The following is a 19,305-nucleotide window of genomic DNA, read 5'->3' on the forward strand; positions in this document are numbered from 1 at the left end:
ATCGCTCACAACGCCAGCCGCCAACATGGAATCCGAGCCTGGGCCTCGATTCTCAGCGATCTTTCGCAGACGACACGGTGACGAAAATCCCGCGAGAAACCGAAAGATCTAATGAGAACCTACAACGGGCGCTGATTAGAGGACTCGCCGGATCGCGACGAGGGAGCCTGCCCATTGGCTCAGGGGGCTGAGCCGGACGGTCTGGCCGGTTTGGGGTGCGTGGATCAGGGTGCCGTTGCCGAGGTACATGCCGACGTGGCCGGGTGCCTGGGGTGTGCCGTCGGTGCCAGGGATGAACAGCAGGTCGCCGGGCTTCAGCTGCGCGAGGCTGTAGACCGGTGTGCCTGCGTTGACCTGCTGGTATGTGGCGCGGGGCAGGTGCACGCCGATGCGGGCGTAGGCAGCCACCATCAGGCCGGAGCAGTCGTAGGCGTTCGGGCCGGTGGCGCCGTAGGCGTAGGGCCTGCCCAGCTGTGCGAGGGCGAAGGTGATTACGGCGGCGATCGGGGCGGGGGTGCCGGACGGGATGCGGTAATGCGCGGCGTCGACCGCCGCGCCCTCGGCGGTGTTGTCGCCCGAGTCGCCGGCGGTGCAGACAGCGGAGCCGGTCATCGCGGCGGCGAGCGCCCGGGCCTCGCGCTCCCACTTGGCGTAGGCCTCTGGGTACGCGCTGCGCTGCACGGCCTGCGCCGCCTGGGTGGTGGGCATCGAGCGCCAGCCGGGGACCATGAGCAGGTGGCGGTAGAAGTGCCCGGAGGCGTAGACCGGGTCGAGGATCTGCGCGGGGGTGCCCCAGCCCTGAGAGGGGCGCTGCTGGAAGAGCCCGAGGCTGTCGCGGTCGCCGTAGGTCAGGTTCTGCAGACCGGACTCCTGCAGCGCGGTTGCGAGGGCGATGGTCTCGCCGGGCATCGGTACGCCCATGTCCATGCCGACCTGCGCGATGATGCGCGCATTGGCGAGCTGCTGGGTGCCCAGCGCGCTCAGACCCGCGACTCGGCTGCCGCCGGGGGCGGGCGCGCACAGGACGGTGCTGTCATCGGGTGCTGCGATGGCCGCGGCGAGGGACGCGATCGCCGCGATGACGAGCAGGGGCGCGGATATCGCGGCGACGAGGGTGGTCTTGGTTGACACGGCGTGCTCCTCACCGGATCGGTTGCGGGGTGAAGGTGACTGGCAGCGTGGTGAGCGCGTGCTGGCGGTAGTCGGGCTTCCAGTGGGGTTTGTCGGCGGTGAGCTGGAGGTCGGGGAAGCGCGTCAGCAGTGACCACAGGGCGGTGCGCACCTCCATACGGGCGAGAGAGGCTCCCAAGCAGTAGTGCGGCCCGTGGCCAAATCCGAGGTGGCCGTTGGGTTCCCTTGCCGGGTCGAATCGGTCCGGCTCGTCGATCTCCTGCGGGTCACGGTTAGCCGAGCCCAGTGCCAGCAGCACCGTGCTGCCAGCGGGGATGACACGTCCGGCCACCTCGATGTCGTCGACGGGGAAGCGGCGGATCGCGGTGAGCAGCGGCCCCTCCAAGCGGATGATCTCCTCGATAGCGGCGGTCACCTGCTCGGTGTGCGGCGAGTCCTGTGCCCGCACCAGGGCGGCGGCGTGTGGATGGGTCAGCAGCAGGTGGACGCCGGTGGCGATGAGGTAGACGGTGGTTTCGAACCCTGCCCACAAAATCAGGAACGCCAGCGACGTCAGTTCGTTCTCGGTGAGCCGGTCCTCGCCGTCGCGGGCATGGATCATGCCGGTGAGCAGGTCGTCGGCCGGCTGCGCACGCTTGCGCTCGATCAGGTCGACCAGGCAGGCGTGCATTGCGGTGACCAGTTCGCGGGTGGACGGCCGGTTAGGGTCGTTCGGCGTCATCAGGGATCGGGTGTAGGTCTGGAAGGCGGCGCCGTCGGCTTCGGGGATGCCGAGCAGGTCGCAGATGACAGCCACGGGGATCGGGGCGGCGTAGTCGGCGACCAGGTCGGCCTGGCCGCGCGGCGTGATCGCGTCGATCAGCCGGTCCGCGGCTGCTTGGATGCGGTCGCGTTGGGCGTCGATGCGGCGTGCGGTGAAGGCCGAGGCGACCAGGCGGCGCAGCCGCGCGTGTGCCTGGTCGTCCACGTTCATCAGGTGGGCGTCGAGCGCCAGGGGAAGACCGAAGCCCTGGTAGCCGTTGCGGGAGTTTCGTGCCTCGATGGACATGCGCGGGTCGGACAGCAGTGCCTTGACGTCGGCGTGGCGGCTGATGATCCATACCTGTCCGCCGCCGGGCTTGACGGCCTGGTGCACTCCGCCGTCCTCGCGCAGCCGTGCGTACGCGCCGTAGGGGCATCCGGCCAGGTGTGGAACCATCTCGATCGGTTCGGAGAAGGGCGGGACCTGGTTCATGAGGTTCCTCCGGTAGGTGTCGGATCGGCGCTGGCAGGCTGGATGTTTCGGCTGTGGGGCTGGGTGAAGAACGTGGTGACCTTCAGCAGCCACGTCAGTTCCGCGTCCAGATCGGCCGGGGCGCTGCTGCTGGCTGGCGAGGGCGGTTGGTTGCGGCGCGGTGAGGCGTCGCGCACGTCGAGCGCGGCGTGGATCTGGGCCGCGACGATCCCCGCGTCGAGATCTTCACCGGTCAGTCCACGGCTGCCGTAGTAGGCGCGGGCGCCCTGTGTGACGGCGGGGTCTTGGTAGGGGCGCAGCGTGAGGATGCCGTCGCGGATCTCCACGACGCGTCTCGCGACGTGGTACTCGGGGTCTTTCAGCACGCGCCGGGCTGCTTTAGCCCTGTCGGCAAATCGCACGCGCGAAGTGCCGCGCTGATCGTCGAAGGCGATGGACGGATCCAGCGCGTAGAAGCGCGCCCACAGGGGCCGCAGCCGTGCGTAGGCGATCAGGCGGCGAGTGCGCAGGAACACGGTGGAGATGCGCGGCCCCCACCAGTGCAGGGTCAGTCCGACCATGACGAGAAGCGCACCGAGTCCGGCGCCGACTTCGGCGAGGTCCTCCAGGTTGGAGAGGTCCAGTCCGGCGCGCGCGGCCGCGATGTCGGCCAGGCGGGTGATCGAATAGAACAGGCCGATCGCCGCGCCGATGCTCGCGGTAGCCAGACCGGTGCGCAGCCAGCTTCGGGTCGTCAGCCGGGCGTAGCGGCGGCACAGACGGATGATCTCGATCTCGACCGCCGTGTACGCGAACAGGTAGGTCAGCAGGTATGCCTCGTACTCGACCGATCCGCCGTACCACGCAGTGAAGGATTGCTGGCCGTGGTGGGTGGCGTCGCTGCGCAGGAACAAGCCCACCATGACAGCCAGCACGAGGACGGCTGCGGTGATCGTGAGCCTGGCGAGGCGCCGCGCCCGGTCCCGTTCGTAGGACCACTGTTGCAGCAGTACCAGCGCGCTGGCGCTGTAACAGATAACCCAGCACATGGTGATCAGCGTGTTGGACTCGGGCAGGCCGCTCCAGGAGTCGATCCTGTCCCAGACCACGCCCCAGCCAGTGGTGAAGATCAGGGCGAAGAACAGGTACATGGTCCAGGTCGCCAAGCGCGCCGGCTGCTTGCGCATGGACGGCAGGCGTTTGGCACTGGCGAGCACAACGATCCACGCGAACAACGCGCACAGCGGATACAGGGTGGTGTTCATCGCTCACCTCGCGACAGGGAGTTCGAGATGCGGGCGATGATCTCCTCGGCCGCGGGGTCGATGGCTGTCGGCGCCTCGCGGACGGCTTGCAGGCTGATGCGCCGTTGAATGAGCGAGGCGATCAGTTCGGCTTCGAATTCGTCGTCGTCGCCGAACGAGTCGCGTCCCAGGACGCGGAAGACATCGCTCACCCTGAGGCCCGGAGCCATCAGGTGCGCGAGATCGGTGCTCAGTTCCTTGCCGGCAACGTGCCGGCGCGCGATATGGCCGAGTTCGTGGAAGACGATGTGCTGCTGGTGCAGCCGCGAGGTGTCCTCTTCATAGAAGACGTAGTCGGCCTTGGCGGTTCTCATCCAGGTGCCGCACAACCCGCCGATGGCCATGGCGTGCGACATCAGGACGATGGTTCGCCCGAACTGCTGACCGAAGCGAACGCACAGTTCGGCCAGGTCGAAGGGGTCCGGCAACTCCAGCGCCGCGACCAGCGCCTCGCATTCACGGCGCGCCTGCTCGCGGTTCACCGTCGATCACCCGACCCGCGCAGGCGCACCGAACGGTGCAGCCGGGCTGGTCCAGGATTTGGTGTTACTCGGGATCTTCCGGCAGCTGCTCGGCCGGCGGCAGTCCCTCGACCTGCCGCACCCGGTCGATCATGCTCAGGACCAGGTCGATACTCTCGGGCGGCAGGCCCACCGTACGCATCGCGACGTCCTGAACCCCGGCGTGCCGCAGAGCCGCGACCAGCTTGAGCTGCTCGTTGGTCTCGGCGGTGTTCTCGTGGGCGTCGAAGTACGACAGCGGAACGTCGAAGAACTTCGCCAACGCTTGTACCGCATCCATCATCGGGTTCGTGCGTACGCCGGTGACCAGCTGGGAGAGATAGCCGACCGACATCGACGGCCCACCCTGCGCGTCGATCGCCGCGAGCACTTCCCGATACGAGTAGCGCTTGCCGTCCGGCTTGCGCTTGTTCTCGAACAGGTACCGCAACCGCTGTGCGATGACGCTGGACTCGGACTTCGCGTCGCGAGGCGCCTGCTCGTCGGACGCGGCCGACTCCACAGTTCCAGCAGGCTGCGCCGGCTCGCCGCCCGCATCTGCGCGCTGCTCGCTCATCGCCCATTCCTTCCCGCGGCGCCGACAGCACCGGAGCTATCGGCTGTGGTGAACATTTCTGCGTCATCTCAGTCTACCTCGCTCACTCCGGTTGACATGTCCGGTATGGGGGATCCTATGGTTGATTCATCCGTTTAGCCAGATGAACAGTCGGCCCAAATCCAGGAACTGCTACCGCACCACAGCTAGCGCCACGGGCCTGCCTGACATCGCCGATCAGTTGAAGGAGCAGGTGAGCACGATGATCGCGACCGCCATCCACGAAGTGGCCGCTCAATGGGCCGTCCACGCCGGGGGCGTGGTGCCCGATCCGGCGCCCGCGCCGCCGGACGGTTCGAACGCCCTGGTGACGCTGCTGTCCTGGGTCAAGTGGGGCGCGCTGGTGTGCTGCGCCGGGGCGGCGGTGACCGCCGGGGGCATGATCGCGTTGGGCAACACGTCGCGCCGGGCCGAGATGGCCGAGCGGGGGAAGGTCACCCTGATCTGCTCGGTGATCGGCGCCGTCGTGATCGCGGTGGCGGGCACGCTGATCACCTCCTCCTACGGCCTGGGCTAGACCCGCCCCCGTTCACAGGCGTTTCGCCATCACTTGGAGTCACAATGCGTAACCTTATCGGCACCAGGCGCATTCTCCCGGCAGTCATCGCCGTCGGTGCGCTGCTGGTCATCGCGGCAGTAGCGGTTCCGCTGCTCGCCACCCATCGCGGCCACACCGGCGCGACTGCCGTGAGCCCGTCGCCCACCCCGTCCACTTCTCCGGTCCCCGGTCCCACGGGCGCAGTGTCCCTGGTCCAGGGCGCGCGTCTGGCCGACGGCATCGAAGTGGGCTATCCGCACACCATCGTCGGCGCGGTCAGCGCCGCCGCGCAGTACCTCGACGCGGTGGCTTCCACCTTGGACCCGGATTACGCCGCTTCGCTCGGGCGCATGGCGGGCGACCCGGCCGTTCCCGCGCTGCCCGGCAATCTGGCTGCGAGCGTGACCAAGCTGCGCGCCGCCCTCCAACTGCCGGCCGACGGCCCGGTGCCCGCGCCGGCGGCGTTCGTGACCACGGCGCAGATGTACCAGCTGCGCGCCACCAGCGCGGACAACGCCACCGTGCTGCTGCTGACCTCGAACACGTTCATCAACACGCACGGCGGCACGGCCGGGACCGTCGGGGTTTACCCCGTGCGGATGCACTGGACCGGCGGCGACTGGCACCTGGCAGGGATCGGCACCGGCGTGGACTACTCCGCGCTGGCCGCCACCCCCGACACCCAGACGGCGGTGAATCAGGGCTGGCAGGCTCTGATCGCTGCGACCGGGAGCGCGCCGTGATCCCCGCGGCCGCACGGTTCGCGCCACCCCCGACCGGCGGCGGGTGCCTGGACGGCAACCTGCTGCAGTGCGCCAAGGACGTGGTGACCCTGCCCGGCAAGGCGGTCGACACGATCACCTCGGGCACCAAGTCCGCCGTCGGCAGTGCGATCGGGGACGTGGCCGGCTCGGCGTGGGACTCGATCTGCCACTCGTTCGCCGACGCCTTCACCTCGGTGTTGCAGTGGTTCGGCGGCGTGTTCGCCTCGATGCCCGGCCCGGATCTGTCCTCCATCCACGGCGTGTACGCGATCAGCCTGACCCTCGGCATGATCGTCGCGATGTTCCTGCTGGTGCTCCAGGCAGGCTCGGTGGTGTGGACGCGTTCCGGGGCACCGTTGGCCCAGGCGCTGACCGGGCTGGTGAAGGCGGCATTGGCCGCGCTGCTCACCCTCGCGGTCTCCGCGCAGATCATGGCGGCCTCCGACTACCTCGCCAACTGGATCGTGACCTCCAGCGGCACCAGCATGACCGGGTTCACCCAGCGCTTGACCAGCCTGCTCGCGCTGAGCGCAGTGGACGGCCCGCAGATCCCGTCGGTGTTGTTGCTGCTGTTCGGGCTGCTCGGCATCGTGGTCGTGCTGGTGCTGTGGTTCGAGCTGGTGCTGCGCAACGCGGTGTTCTGCGTCCTGGTCGCGACCGCACCAATCGGGGCCGCCGGCCAGATCGGGTCGTCCACCCAGGAGTGGTGGCGCAAGCTGGTCAAGGCCGGGGTGCAGCTGGCGATGGTCAAGCCCGTGATCGCCCTGGTGTTCGTCATCGGCTTCGACATGGCCGGAAACTCCACCGGCATCACCGGCCTGATCTCCGGGATGGCCGTGCTGTTCATGGCCGTGTTCGCCTGGCCCGCGATCGGGCGGTTCTTCACCTTCACCTCGGTCACGATGGGCGGGGCGATGGGTGCCGGAGCGCTGGTCGGTGCGGTGGCCAACCGCACCGCGGGCGGCGGACCGGGCATCGACCCGGCGGCCTTCGGCCAGTTCTCCGAACGCCAAGCCCTCTCAGCCAACGCAGCTCGCGGCGGCGGTGGCGCAGCCGGAGCGAGCGGAACTGGCGGCACGGCCGCTAGTGCGGCGGGCGGCAGCGGCGCAGCGGCGGCTGGCGGCGCAGCGGCCGGGCCTGCGGGCATCGCGGTCGCCGCGCTCCAGGCGCTGCACAAAACCGTGAACGCCGTGGCCTCGCGGATGGAGCAGCAAGCCGGGCACGCCGGCATGGAGGGCGCGAACCCGACAGCGTATCCGGGCGGCTACCCCTCCTACGGCTCTGTGCGGCTTCCGCGCGGCCCTGCCTCCTCCGGCGCGAACAACCAACCCGGCGCACCCGCCGACTCCGCGCCCGCCAGTTCGACCGGCAAGACCACGACCAGCGGAAAGGCGTGATCGGCATGCCCCCACTCGTTCCTACCCGTACCTACGCCGGTTGGCAGCACGAGAAGGTGCACTTCCTGCTCGGCCTGTCCGGCCGCCGCGCCGCCCTGCTCGGGGTGGCCGTCTTCCTGGGCCTTCAGCCTGTCGCCTCCGGCCACCTTGGTGGGGCGCTGCTGGCCTGGCCGTTCGCATTGATGCTCGCCGGGTGCGCTTACGTGCGCGTGGCTGGGCGCACTCTCGACGAATGGGCGATCACCGTGCTCTCCTACAACCTGCTCAAGCTGCGCCACAAGAACACATTCCTTTCCGGCGCCTTCGCCCCGGGCCGGGGCACGCAGCCGATGCGCCTGGACCTGCCCGGCGTGCTCGCGCCGTTGCGCATCCTGTCCGCCACCGACGGCACCGGGGCGGACATCGCGGTCCTGCACCACCCATACGCCCGCACCTTCACCGCCGTCGCGGCGGTGGACTCGGCCGGGCTCGGACTGCTGGACCCCGACCGGGCCGAGGCGAAGGTGCAGGCGTGGGGCGAAGTGCTCGCCTCGCTGTGCACCGAGGAGCAGCCGGTCGCCCGCGTGCAGTTCGCCTCGCGCACTGTGCCGCAGACGGTCGGCGCTCTACGCACCTGGCACACCGACCACCTTGACCCCGCCGCGCCGCTCGCCTCCGTCATGGCGAACGAAGCACTGCTCGCGGCAGCAGCGCCGGCCACCTGCCACCGCCGCACGTGGCTGGCCGTCTCGCTCGACGCGCGGCGTACCGCCACGGCGATCCGCGCGGCCGGTGGCGGCGAAGCAGGGGCCTGCCGGGTGCTGGAGCAGCAGGTGCGGGCGCTGCGTCCGCTGCTGGCCGGGGCGGGCGTCGCGGTGACGCACTGGCTGGACGTTCCGGAACTCTGCGAGGTACTTCGCACCGGGTTCGATCCGCACGCGGCCGGGGGACTCGACGCCCGTCGGGCTGAAGCTGAGCAACAGATCGCCCATGGCGAGGAGCCCGCGGTGCCCGCCGGCGTGGACCCCTCGCTCGCGGGTCCGGCGGCGGCCGAGACCTCGTGGTCGGCCTACCGGCACGACGGTGCGTTCTCAGTCTCGTACGCGGTTCACGCCTGGCCGCTGTCCCCGGTGTACGCGACCGCGCTGGCCTCGCTGCTGGCGGACGCGACGCATCGGCGTTCGTTCTCGTTCCTCATCGAGCCGCTCGGGCCACGCACGGCACAGAAGGCGGTGATGGTCGAGCGCACCAAGCGGGAGGTCGGTATCCGGCTGCGCGCCCGCACCGGCCAGTCCGTCTCCGCCACGGAGCAGGTGGCGCTCGATCGTGCAGCGGCGCAGGACACCGAGCACGCGCACGGTTCGGGCCTGTGCCGCTTCACCGGCTACCTGACGGTGACGGTGGACGAGCCGCACGAACTGGCGGATGCGTGCGCGCAGGCTGAGGCCGGGGCCGCGCTGGTCGGCATCGAGCTGCGCCGGATGTACGGCGCCCAGGACACCGGCTTCGCCATGACCCTCCCGGTCGGCCTCGGCCTCCCGGCGAAGCGGTGGTGATCCGCGATGCGCACACCTCTATATCGGCGCCGCCAGCTCGCGGCGGCCACCAGCCTCCCAGCCGTGGGCCTCGCGCAACTGCGTCCTCTCGCCCCGGCCTCGGGCCTCGCGGCGGACAAGGGCCATGGCCGCGCCGAGCGGCGCCCCGCCAGCAGTGCTGCGCGACGCGGGATCAGCCGGCCCTATGCCGGGCGGGCCGCTGTGGCTGCGGCGCCTCGGGTCTACCGGGCGGCGACAGCCCAGTTGGCCGGGCTCTACCCGTTCCTGTACGGCGGCGGCATCCCGGCGGTCGGCCCGTACATCGGTACGAATCTGCTGACCGGCGCGGCGTTCTCCTGCCACCCGATCGCCTGGCTGCACGCCGGATTGATCACCAACCCGAACATGCTGATCACCGGCATCCCCGGCGCGGGCAAGTCCGCCCACATCAAAGCCCTGTCCCTGCGGTTGATGTCCTACGGTGTCAAGACCCTGGTGCTCGGGGACCTGAAGAACGAGTACAAGGAACTGGCGCAGGGTCTCGGGGTGCAGCCGGTCCAGCTCGGACCCGGCCTGCCCGCACGGCTCAACCCGCTGGATGCCGGTCCCCTGGGCGAAGATCTGCCTGCAGATCCGGCTGAGCTGGACGAGCGCTTGGCCGAGATCCACCGGCGGCGCCTGACCCTGCTCGGCGCGCTGCTGGCCACCAAGCTCGGCCGCCCGCTGACCCCGACCGAGGAGGCCGCGATCTCGCTGGCTATCCACGAGACCAGCGGGCAGGCCGGCGCAGCGAGCACCCTGGTCGATCCGACGCTGCCGCAGGTCTGGGCCGCCCTGCGCGACCCGACCGACGAAATGGCCCGAGAGTTGCGGGTGCGCGGCGGCGATAGGGAAGAGCTGCGCGACATGGTGCGCCCGGTCGCCGACGCCTTGCGCTCCATGGTCCACGGCTCGCTGTCCGGCCTGTTTGACGGCCCGACCACCGTGGCCCTGGACTTCACCGCCCCCATCCAGACCATGGACCTTTCCCGGCTGGACGGGCGCGGGGACGAGACCATCGCGATGACCCTGGCCTGTGTCAGCAGCTGGGGCCAATCAGCGATCGATGACCCCGCCGGACCCGTGCGCCTGGTCGTGCGCGACGAGCTGTGGCGCGCCATGCGCATCCCTGCGATGGTGCGCAAGCTCGACGCCGACCTGCGTCTGTCGCGCGCCACCGGCACCATCCAGATCCTCGCGACACACCGGCTCGCGGACTTCGAGAGCGTCGGCGCCGCAGGCAGCCCGGAGGCTGCGATCGCCGCGAACCTGATCGCGTCCTGCGACGTGCGGGTGTGCCTGGCGCAGGATGTCGCGCCGCTGGCGATGACGCGCGACGCGATCGGTCTGACCGGCCCGGAATGCGCGCACATCGCCTCATGGGGCGCGGGGCACATCGGCCAGGCCCTGTGGAAGGTGGGCCGACATCATTCGGCCGCCGTCCGCTTGGATCTGACCGCGTCCGAGCGCGAATGGTTCTACACCAACCAGCGCATGTCCGCCTAAATCAGGAGGCTGATAGAGATGGCTGAACGCTCCGACGGGCCGTCGCCCGCCCGGCACCTGGTGCACGACGGCAAGGACATGGTCATCATGCTCGGCCTCGCCCTGCTGACCGCGGCCGGGATCGGCACCTGGCTGTGGGGCGAGAGCGCCGCACTGCTCACCCGCGGCGCGCTTCCCCGCGTGCCGGTATCGCAGAGCCTTTCGATCGCGCTGCGCCTGCCCGGACACCTACGCGACCCGCGCGAAGCGTGGCCGCCGCAGGCTGCGACGTTCCTGCCGGGTTCCGCCGCGTTCTACTGCACGGGTGCGGTTCTCCTCCTCGTCGGCACGGCGCTGGTTCTCGCCGGGGCGCGTGTGTGGGTGCGGTTCAAGCGGCGCGACGACGGCTTCGCCACCCGCAAGGACCTCGCGGTCCACCTCGCCGAGGCCGCGGTGATCAAGCGCGGCACGGTCGTGCGCCCGAGCCTGGCGAAATCACCGTTCACACTGACCGACGTCGGGCTGCCGTTGGGCCGCTCGGTTCCGGACAAGATGCGCCTGGCGGTGTCCACGGAGGATTCCGTCGTGGTGATCGCCGCTCCCCGGCAGGGCAAGTCCTCCCAGGTCGTCATTCCCTGGATGCACCGGTGGCCGGGTTCGGCGCTGGTCACCTCAATGCGGATGGACGTGCTGCTGGCCACCGCGACGCTACGCGCCGAGGTTGGCCCGGTGGCGGTGATGGCGCCGACCGGCATGACGTCCTGGCCCCGGGTGGTGCGCTGGTCGCCGACCTCGGGCTGCCGGAATCTGGACAAGGCGCGCCAGCGCGCCGAGGTGATGGTCACCGTCGGGCGCAGCGAGAAACAGGACTCTTCCAACGCCGGGTACTTCGGCGCCAACGCCACCAACCTGCTCACGCTCTGGCTGCACGCCGCGGCCCTTGCCGGCCGCTCCATGCGCGACGTACTGACCTGGTCGCTCAACGACCGCGACGACACCCCGGTCAAGCTCCTGCGCGATCATTCCGACACCGCGCCCGGCAGCGCGCAGTTGCTCGACGGCTTGTACCGCACTCCGCCGGAAACCAAGTCGGGCCTGTGGACCACGGTTCAGACCGCGCTCGCCCCGCTGCTCTCCCCGACCGCACAGGCCACCTTCTGCCCGCAGACCGAAGACGACGGGTTCGACCTGGAGGAGTTCCTGCGCGCGAAGGGCACCGTCTACCTGCTGGTCGCCGAGAAGCAGGCCACTGCGCTCGCCCCGCTGATCGCCGCGTTCGTCGACGAACTGATCGAGACCGCCAAGCGCCTGGCCGACGCCATGCCCGGCGGGCGGCTCGACCCGCCGCTGGGCCTGTTCCTCGACGAGATCGCCAACGTCGTCCCACTGCCCAGTCTCCCGGCGTTGATGTCGTTCGCGGGCGGATCGGGCATCTTCATCGCCGCCGTCCTCCAATCGCGCGCCCAAGCGGAGGCACGCTGGGGCGCGGAGCAGGCGGCGATGCTGTGGGGCGCTGCCACCGTCAAGCTCGTCCTGGGCGGACTGTCCGGCACCGAACTGCGCGACTTGTCAGAGACGTTGGTCGGCGAATACGACCGGCACATGACCACCTACCAGCGCTCGGACGACGGGTCGGTCACCACCGGCAGCTCCATCCAGCAACACAAGACCATGACCGCCGAAGACATCCGCACCCTGAGCTCTGCCAAGCGCGAGGCGCTGGTAATCCACGCGACCACCCCGGCCGTGAAGATCCGCATGACCCGCCACTACGAAGGCCCCGACGCCGCCAAGTACGCCAAGGCCGAGAGCGACGCGCGCGCCATCCTCGCCGAGTTCGCGCAGGACACCTGCGCCACGGACGCGAAGGAGCTGGTCTCGTGAACAGCTTCGATGACCGTCACGCCGCGCCCCCGACCGTCGGGCCGAGCGCCGGGCGGGTGCGTGCACGGCCCCGCCAGGCCGCCAGCCGCCTGACCCGCCGCCCGCGCAGCACGTCGCAAGCGACGGCATCCGAGCAGGACCAGTCCATTTCCCCGGACCCTGCCGCCCCGTTGATCGAATGGCACGCGATGAGCGAGCCGCAGTACGTGCTCGCCTGGGAGCAGCTGCGCGCCTGGACCACCTGGCTCATCGGCCGCTACCGCCTGGTCCTGGAAGACCGCCTCCCGGCGTGTTGGCCGCAGCACCCCGAGCTGATCGAGGAACTGTGGGCGCTGCGCGCCTGGCGCAGCGAAGCCTACGGACCCGAGGGCACCGGGCAGTCCGCCGTCTACTGGCACCAAGCCCTGATCGCCTTCCTCGGCCACGTCTCCGGCTGGTGGGCGGGCGGCTGCCGCGCCGGCCACACAAACCCCGACACCGACCTGACCGCCGAGCAGACGGACGCATGGGCGCAAGCCGACCCGCTGGGCGGCATTCCCCCCATCATGCGCCCGACCGCCTCCATCCTCACCGATCCCGCGACCGACCCCGGAGCAATCACCATGCCGCACCTCAACGTCCTGACCGCAGCACAGATGCAGGCCCTCACGCGCGCCGGCCTCGCCCACCCGCAGCACGAGACCATCGCCGCCTTCACCTACTACGACGGCTCCTGGTGGGCCTACGCCTCCCGCACGGACCACGACCCGGACGCGGTCGACGAAGACGACGACGGCGCGGTGTGGTTCCGCGCCGATGACGTGGACCTCGCCAGCGACCACACCTTCTACCCGCAGCCCATCGCCGCCAAGTAGCGCCGCACCCGCCGCAACTCGATGGAGAGAACCCGTGAGTACCGCTGAAACCCCCGCCACCAACGCAGATCACCGCCCGTACATCGAGACCGTGCGCGTCGCACTGCTGCTGCGCGACATCCGCGTCGGCAACGCGACCTTCAACACCGGCCGCGTGCGCTCGGCGGCGATGACGCTGCTGGCGCCCGACGACGACTTCGACGAGCCCTGGCACCACACCTTCACCAGCGCGCAGTTCGTCGAGCTGCGCTGGAACGAGGAAGAAGGCTGGTCCCTGCTCGCCCTGCACCCCTCCGGCGCCGCGCTGCTGCCGACCGTCTGGCATCACGGCTTCGCCGTCTTGCCCCCGCCGGAGAAGGTCTGCACCTGGTTGGCCCTGCTGCTGACCATGCCCGGGGTCTGCGGCAGCAGAGAAGACGGCCCGTACCGCACGCACCAGAAACACGACCCCGTGTTCGAAGCCGCTCTGGCCGCCTACGCGCTCTAAAGCCGCCCGCACAACCCCGGCACCGCCGGGCCGCACCACCTGGAGGCCGCACTATGGCCGAAGTCCCCGCCGCCGAGACCGCGAATATCGGTCCGATCCGCCGCGCACGCGCCAGCCTGGCCGCTCTGGAAACCCTGCAACGGCTGCGCCAGGCTCCGCACACCCCGCCGTCGCCTGACGACCTGGCGGCGCTGCGCGGCTGGTCCGGCTGGGGACCGCTCGCCCCGGCCCTGGAGGGATCCCGCACCGGCAGTTGGAAGGAGATCGGCGAGCGCATCGCGTTCCTGCTGCCCGAGGAGCATTACGACCACGGCATCCAGGCGACCTACAACGCCTTCTACACCACGCCGCAGATCACTGCGGCGAGCTGGCAGATCCTGACGGATCTGGGTTTCACCGGCGGGCGGATCCTCGAACCGGGCTGCGGAGCCGGAGCCTTCATGGCCGGCACACCCGAGCAGATACCCGCGACGTGGATCGGGGTCGAGCGCGACCCCACCACGGCCGCCATCGCCGGCCTGCTGCACCCGGGCGCCACCATCCACAACCGGCGGCTGGAAGAAACAGCCCTGCCCTCCTACGGGATGGACGCGGTGCTGGGCAACGTCCCGTTCGGCGACACCAAGGTCTACGACCCGACCACGCCGCGCGAGCTGACCGCGAACCTACACAACTACTTCATCTACCGCTCGGTCAAAGTACTGCGTCCCGGCGGCATCGCCGTCCTGGTCACCTCGCGCTACACAATGGACGCTGCCGGGGAGACCACACAGGCCGCTCGGATGCTGATATCCCGCGAGGCCGAACTGCTCGGCGCGATACGCCTGCCCAACGACGCCCTGACCTCCGGCGGCACCGAACCGCTCGTCGATGTCCTGGTGCTGCGCCGCCGCCGCGCCGACGAGGAGTTCCACCCGGACCGGCACCAGTGGATCACCACCGGGCCATCGGTCGGCGGACAGCCGGTCAACACCTACTTCCTGGCCAACCCGCGGATGGTCCTGGGTGAGTTGACCGAGGACCGCGCGCCGCGTTGGGGCCGGACCTTGCGGGTCGACGCACGCCCCGACGACCCCCCGGTCGAGATCGCAATGGCTGCGGCCGGGCGCGAGATCGTGCGCCAAGCCATCGACGCCGGGCGCGGGTGGGCGGTGGATGGCGGGGCGTCGCCGATCACCGCCGAGACCGCGCCGTTCGCGCTGCGCGCCGACGGCAAGAAGGAGGGCAGTTTCCACCTGGTCGACGGCGTGGTGCACGAAGTCGTCGAAGGCGCCCTGGTCAAGGTCGAGCGGCCCGGCAAGGAACTGCCGAAGCTCGTCGCCTTGCGCGATGCGGTTCTCACCCTTCTGGACGCCGAGTCGGACCACTCCCGGCCCGACGAGGAGTTGGCCCCGTTGCGTGCCGAAGCCGCCCGGCTCTACGACGCCTACGTCAAAGCGCACGGCTATCTCAACCGGTACACGGTTGTGGAGGGCAAGCCGGATGATGACAGCGCGGTCACCTCCTCGCGCCGCCGCCCGGCGATGGGCGGGTTTCGCCGCGACCCGGACTTCGTCACCGTTCTCGCGCTGGAGGACTTTGACGACGATACCCGTACCGCGACCAAGGCCGCGGTACTCACCCGCCGCGTCAACCGTCCGCGCGAGCGCGCCACCCACGCCGACTCCCCGGCCGAGGCCATCGCGCTGTGCCGCGACGAGCTCGGCCGCTTCGAGCTCGACCGCGTGGTCGAGCTGCTGGACGTGGACAAGGCGCAGGCGCAGAGGCACCTGGCCGAGGTCGCGTTCATCGACCCCGCCACCGACGCGTGGGTGCCAGCCGATGAGTACCTGACCGGCAACGTGCGGCAGAAACTCGCCCGTGCGAAGGCCGCGGCGGCGCTTGACGCCGAGCGCTTCGGCCGCAACGTCCCGGCCCTGGAGGCCGTCCTCCCGGCGGGCTTGGAGCCCGAGCAGATCGAGGCCAACCTCGGCGCTCCCTGGATTCCCTCCAGTGACGTGCAGGATTTCGCGCGGGAACTGCTCGGTTTCCCCGTCAACGTGTGGCATGAGCCGCGCACCAACACCTGGAGCGTGACCGCCGGCCTGCGCGCGCAGGAGTCCGCGCCGGCCACCACCGAGTGGGGCACCATCCGGCTGAACGCCTATCAGCTGCTCGAATACGGTCTGAACGGCAAGGCGCCGGTCGTCTACGACGTCGTCGACGACGGCAAGCGGATGCGCAACCAGGACGAGACGATCGCAGCGAACGACCGTCTCGACGCCATCGCCGCCCGCTTCGCCAACTGGTGGCGCGAAGATCCCGAGCGCGCCGACCGCCTCACGTACTCCTACAACCAGACCTTCAACGCCATCGTGCCTCGCAAGTACGACGGCTCGCACCTGACCTTCCCCGGCCTGGATTCGGAATTCGAGCCTTATCCACACCAGCGCGACATGGTCGCCCGGATGATCTCCGGCGACGACGCGCTGTGCCCGTATCCGGTGGGCACCGGAAAGACCGCGACCATGTTCATGGCCGCCATGAAACTCAAGGCTCTCGGTCTGGCGTCCAAGCCGCTGATCATCGTGGTGCCCTCCACGCTGGAGCAGATCGCCCGCGACGGCAAGCGCCTGTTCCCCAACGCCCGCATCCTGATGGCCGGCAGGGAAGACCTCGGCAGCGCCCGTGCTCGCAAGCTGTTCGCCGCCCGCTGCGCGATGGAGGACTGGGACGCGGTGGTCATGTCCCACCCCTCGTTCACCTCCCTGCCAGTGCACCCCACCGTCGAGGCGGATTACCTCGCTGCTCTGGCGGCGGATTACCGCAGCGCTCTAATCGAAGCCAAGGCCGACGGCGCTGAACCGCGCAAGATCAAGCAGATCGCCAAGATGGTCGACAACCTCGACGCCAAGGCCAAGGATCTGCTGAACAGCGCCACCGACGACGGGGTGTTCTTCGAGCTCCTGGGCACCGACTACTTGCTGGTCGACGAGATGCACTACTTCAAGAACCTCGGCGTGCCGGTGCACACCGACGGCTTCGCCATCAACGGCTCCAAACGCGCCCAAGACCTGGACATGAAACTGAGCCAGCTGCGCACCCGGCACCCGGGCCAGGCCGTGGTCACCGGCTTCACCGGCACCCCGGTGTCCAACACCCTGCTGGAACTGTTCATCCTGCAGCACTACCTCCAGCCACAGCGGCTGGAGGAACTCGGCCTAACCTCTGCGGACGCCTGGGCCGCCTTGTTCGTGCGCTTCGCCAACGGCGTGGAGATCACCCCGGACGGCGGATTCCGGCTCAACCGCCGCCCGGTGGAGATCATCAACATCCCCGAGCTCATGCACACGGTCGCCGAGTTCGCCGAGCTGCGCGCACCTGAAGCCTTTCCCGTCGTGCGGCCCGACGCCCGCCGACACCTGATGGTCGTCGACTCCTCCGACACCGTGCGCGACTTCGTGCACGAGCTGGCCGAGCGCGCCGACGACATCCGCGCCGGAGGCGTGCTGCCCAGCGAAGACAACATGCTCAAAATCTGCTCGGACGGGCGCAAGGTCGCCCTGCACGAATCCCTCGTCGGCCTCGAACCGGAAGGCCCCGGCAAGGTCGGCGCCGTCGCAGCGAGCGTCGCTCGCATCTACCACGAGACCAAGAATCTTCAGCTGCCCGGCGACGACCCCACCGTTCGCGGCAGGCTCCAGCTCGTCTTCTGCGACCTGGGCACCCCCAACAAGGACAAGGGAAACCAGGTCTACGGCCTCATCCGCCAGCAGCTGATCGCCGCCGGAGTCCCCGCCACCGGCATCCGCTTCATCCACGACGTCACCACCGACGCCCAGCGCATGGTCCTGTTCGACCAGTGCAACAAGGGTGACGTCAGCGTGCTGCTCGGCTCCACCGACAAGCTCGGCGTCGGCGTCAACATCCAACGCCGCGCCATCGCGCTGCACCACGTCGACGCACCCTGGCGCCCTGACCAGGTCGAGCAGCGCGAGGGCCGCGTCTGGCGGCCGAAGAACCTCAACCCGAGCGTGGACCTTTACCGCTATGTCACCAAGGACTCCTTCGACGCCTTCATGTGGCAAACCCTTGAACGCAAGGAAAAGGCCCTGCGCCCCATCCTCGCAGGCCAAGTCACCGCCCGAACCGTCGAAGACATCGGCGACGTCGCCCTTGACTACGGCCAGATCAAGGCCGTGGCCACCGGCAACCCGATGCTCGCCGAACTGGGCGAGCTGAACGTGAAGGCCAAGAGCCTGGCCAGCCTCGCCGCCAGCCACCAGCGCAACCAGCGCCGCCTGCGCGCAGATGTCCACACCTTCACCATGCAGGCAGCCGCGGCGGCGACCACCGCCGAAGCGCTCGAAGCCATCGCGCAGTGCGCCGCGACGCCCGACGACTCGCCCTGGCTCGACACCCACCTGCGGCCGCTGCCCGTGGACGACGTGCCCGCCGTCCTCAGCGCGCTGGCCGAGTCCACCATCGCCAAGGGGTACTGCGACGGCGAATTGCACTGGCGCGGCGGCCTGGGCATCGATTTCGCCTACACCAAGAACCGGCACGACGGTGGTCTTTCCGCCCGCATCATCGTCGGCGAGAACCGGCACCGCATCGACGTACCGCTGAATCTCGCCTGGGCGGCGAAAGGCCAGCACTGGCGCATCCGCGACGCGATCGCCACCACCATCGCCAACGCCGGCCAGACGGCAGCCGAGACTCGTGCCAATATCCAGACTCTTGGGCAGCGCATCCGCGAGAACGAAGCAGCAATCGGCCAGCCGTTCGCCGAACAAGCCGCCCTCGACGAAGTGCGCGCTCGCCGGGTCGTGCTCGATGCAGCCATCCGGGAGCAGGCGCAGAAGGATGAGCAAGCGCGCCGCAACCGGGCGGCCCGCACGGCGGCGGGCACGGCGGACGCTTCCGGGAATGACCGAGATGCGCTGCTGCGCCGCCTGTACGCGGCGATGTCCACCATGCTCCAGCGAGCGGAAACGAACGCCGCCGCAGCGTCTACGCCGATCCCGGTTCACCACTCCAGTCTGATCGCCGAACCCGTGACAGCGGTCGCGAACGTGATCGAGGTCGAAGTCCTGGACGAGGGGACCATAGCGGCCGAGGCTCAGCCCGTCGCGAGTACGGCCGAGCCGAACCCGAGCCCTGACCTCTCGGCCAGCAGCACGGAGCACGACCACGGTGCCCAGGTGAATCCGCTGCTGCCACCGGCCCAGCCCCCGAGCATGACTGCTACGGAAGAGGTTGACGAAACCGAGGTCGGCGAACTGGCAGAGGCCGAGGCACAGGAGGTCGGCGCCCTGGCCCTCGACCCGCCGCCCAGCCCGCAGGAGGAAGCCCCAGGCTCAACAGAGACCGAAGGCGGTGACACGCACCTTGTCGGCCACGACCCCGATATCCCGCTCACTGCGGTCGAACCCACACCCGGCCCGGTGCAGGACGCTGCCTCCAAGCCAATCCCCCAGGCGCAGCCCACCGAACCCAAGCTCCCCGCCACCGCGCACCGGACCAGCTGGGTCAGGCAAAACTGGCACCCGCCGATGTCCGCACCGCTCGACACAGATCCGTTCGACACCCACGTGTTG

General features: G+C 69.7%; 14 protein-coding genes. 9 read left to right on the top strand and 5 right to left on the bottom strand.

The features are described from left to right. Positions 1–135: 135 nt before the first annotated feature. From KGA66_RS31825 to KGA66_RS23030, 5 genes are all read right to left on the bottom strand, one after another. Positions 136–1,131, bottom strand: a complete 996-nt coding sequence (locus tag KGA66_RS31825; RefSeq protein WP_211470510.1) for a C40 family peptidase — start codon at positions 1,129–1,131, stop codon at positions 136–138. 10 nt (positions 1,132–1,141) lie between these two features. Further along, positions 1,142–2,365, bottom strand: a complete 1,224-nt coding sequence (locus tag KGA66_RS23015; protein ID WP_211470512.1) for a cytochrome P450 family protein — start codon at positions 2,363–2,365, stop codon at positions 1,142–1,144. After that, positions 2,362–3,579 carry an MAB_1171c family putative transporter gene (locus tag KGA66_RS23020; RefSeq protein ID WP_211470514.1) on the bottom strand — a complete coding sequence of 406 codons (1,218 nt, stop codon included), beginning with the start codon at positions 3,577–3,579 and terminating at the stop codon, positions 2,362–2,364. Before KGA66_RS23020 ends, KGA66_RS23015 begins: the two co-directional genes overlap by 4 nt. 26 nt (positions 3,580–3,605) lie before the next feature. Beyond that, a complete protein-coding gene (locus KGA66_RS23025) occupies positions 3,606–4,130 on the bottom strand; it encodes a hypothetical protein (RefSeq protein WP_211470516.1) in 525 nt (174 codons plus the stop codon). 64 nt (positions 4,131–4,194) lie between these two features. Continuing rightward, on the bottom strand, positions 4,195–4,725 hold the full coding sequence (locus KGA66_RS23030) for a helix-turn-helix domain-containing protein (protein WP_211470518.1): 531 nt from the start codon (positions 4,723–4,725) through the stop codon (positions 4,195–4,197). 241 nt (positions 4,726–4,966) lie between these two features. Here KGA66_RS23030 and KGA66_RS23035 point away from each other — a divergent pair, with 241 nt between their 5' ends. The 9 genes from KGA66_RS23035 to KGA66_RS23075 all read left to right on the top strand — a co-directional run. Further along, positions 4,967–5,281, top strand: coding sequence for a DUF8827 family protein (locus tag KGA66_RS23035; protein WP_211470521.1), 315 nt, complete (start codon positions 4,967–4,969; stop codon positions 5,279–5,281). Positions 5,282–5,325: 44 nt separating this feature from the next. Next, positions 5,326–6,045, top strand: a complete 720-nt coding sequence (locus KGA66_RS23040; RefSeq protein WP_211470523.1) for a DUF8175 domain-containg protein — start codon at positions 5,326–5,328, stop codon at positions 6,043–6,045. Beyond that, positions 6,042–7,463, top strand: coding sequence for a hypothetical protein (locus KGA66_RS23045; protein ID WP_211470525.1), 1,422 nt, complete (start codon positions 6,042–6,044; stop codon positions 7,461–7,463). Before KGA66_RS23040 ends, KGA66_RS23045 begins: the two co-directional genes overlap by 4 nt. Positions 7,464–7,468: 5 nt before the next feature. Beyond that, entirely contained in the window at positions 7,469–8,998 is a 1,530-nt protein-coding gene (locus KGA66_RS23050; protein WP_211470527.1) for an SCO6880 family protein, read from the top strand. A gap of 6 nt (positions 8,999–9,004) precedes the next feature. Then, entirely contained in the window at positions 9,005–10,522 is a 1,518-nt protein-coding gene (locus KGA66_RS23055; RefSeq protein WP_211470529.1) for a putative type IV secretion/conjugal transfer ATPase, read from the top strand. Between the two features lie 18 nt (positions 10,523–10,540). Then, entirely contained in the window at positions 10,541–12,385 is a 1,845-nt protein-coding gene (locus tag KGA66_RS23060; protein ID WP_211470531.1) for a type IV secretory system conjugative DNA transfer family protein, read from the top strand. Next, a complete protein-coding gene (locus KGA66_RS23065) occupies positions 12,382–13,239 on the top strand; it encodes a hypothetical protein (RefSeq protein WP_211470533.1) in 858 nt (285 codons plus the stop codon). The genes KGA66_RS23060 and KGA66_RS23065 overlap by 4 nt, the downstream gene beginning before the upstream one ends. 34 nt (positions 13,240–13,273) lie before the next feature. Next, a complete protein-coding gene (locus KGA66_RS23070) occupies positions 13,274–13,726 on the top strand; it encodes a DUF6292 family protein (protein WP_211470535.1) in 453 nt (150 codons plus the stop codon). Positions 13,727–13,779: 53 nt separating this feature from the next. Continuing rightward, a partial coding sequence (locus tag KGA66_RS23075) for a helicase-like domain-containing protein (protein ID WP_211470537.1) occupies positions 13,780–19,305 on the top strand: 5,526 nt, incomplete at its 3' end.

Source organism: Actinocrinis puniceicyclus (assembly GCF_018283645.1).
Taxonomy (GTDB): Bacteria; Actinomycetota; Actinomycetes; order Streptomycetales; family Catenulisporaceae; genus Actinocrinis; species Actinocrinis puniceicyclus.

Coding starts and splice junctions, on each gene's coding strand:
- KGA66_RS23055 (WP_211470529.1), top strand. CDS start 9,005: ATGCGCACACCTCTATATCGGCGCCGCCAGCTCGCGGCGGCCACCAGC.
- KGA66_RS23030 (WP_211470518.1), bottom strand. CDS start 4,725: ATGAGCGAGCAGCGCGCAGATGCGGGCGGCGAGCCGGCGCAGCCTGCT.
- KGA66_RS23015 (WP_211470512.1), bottom strand. CDS start 2,365: ATGAACCAGGTCCCGCCCTTCTCCGAACCGATCGAGATGGTTCCACAC.
- KGA66_RS23050 (WP_211470527.1), top strand. CDS start 7,469: ATGCCCCCACTCGTTCCTACCCGTACCTACGCCGGTTGGCAGCACGAG.
- KGA66_RS23040 (WP_211470523.1), top strand. CDS start 5,326: ATGCGTAACCTTATCGGCACCAGGCGCATTCTCCCGGCAGTCATCGCC.
- KGA66_RS23035 (WP_211470521.1), top strand. CDS start 4,967: ATGATCGCGACCGCCATCCACGAAGTGGCCGCTCAATGGGCCGTCCAC.
- KGA66_RS23060 (WP_211470531.1), top strand. CDS start 10,541: ATGGCTGAACGCTCCGACGGGCCGTCGCCCGCCCGGCACCTGGTGCAC.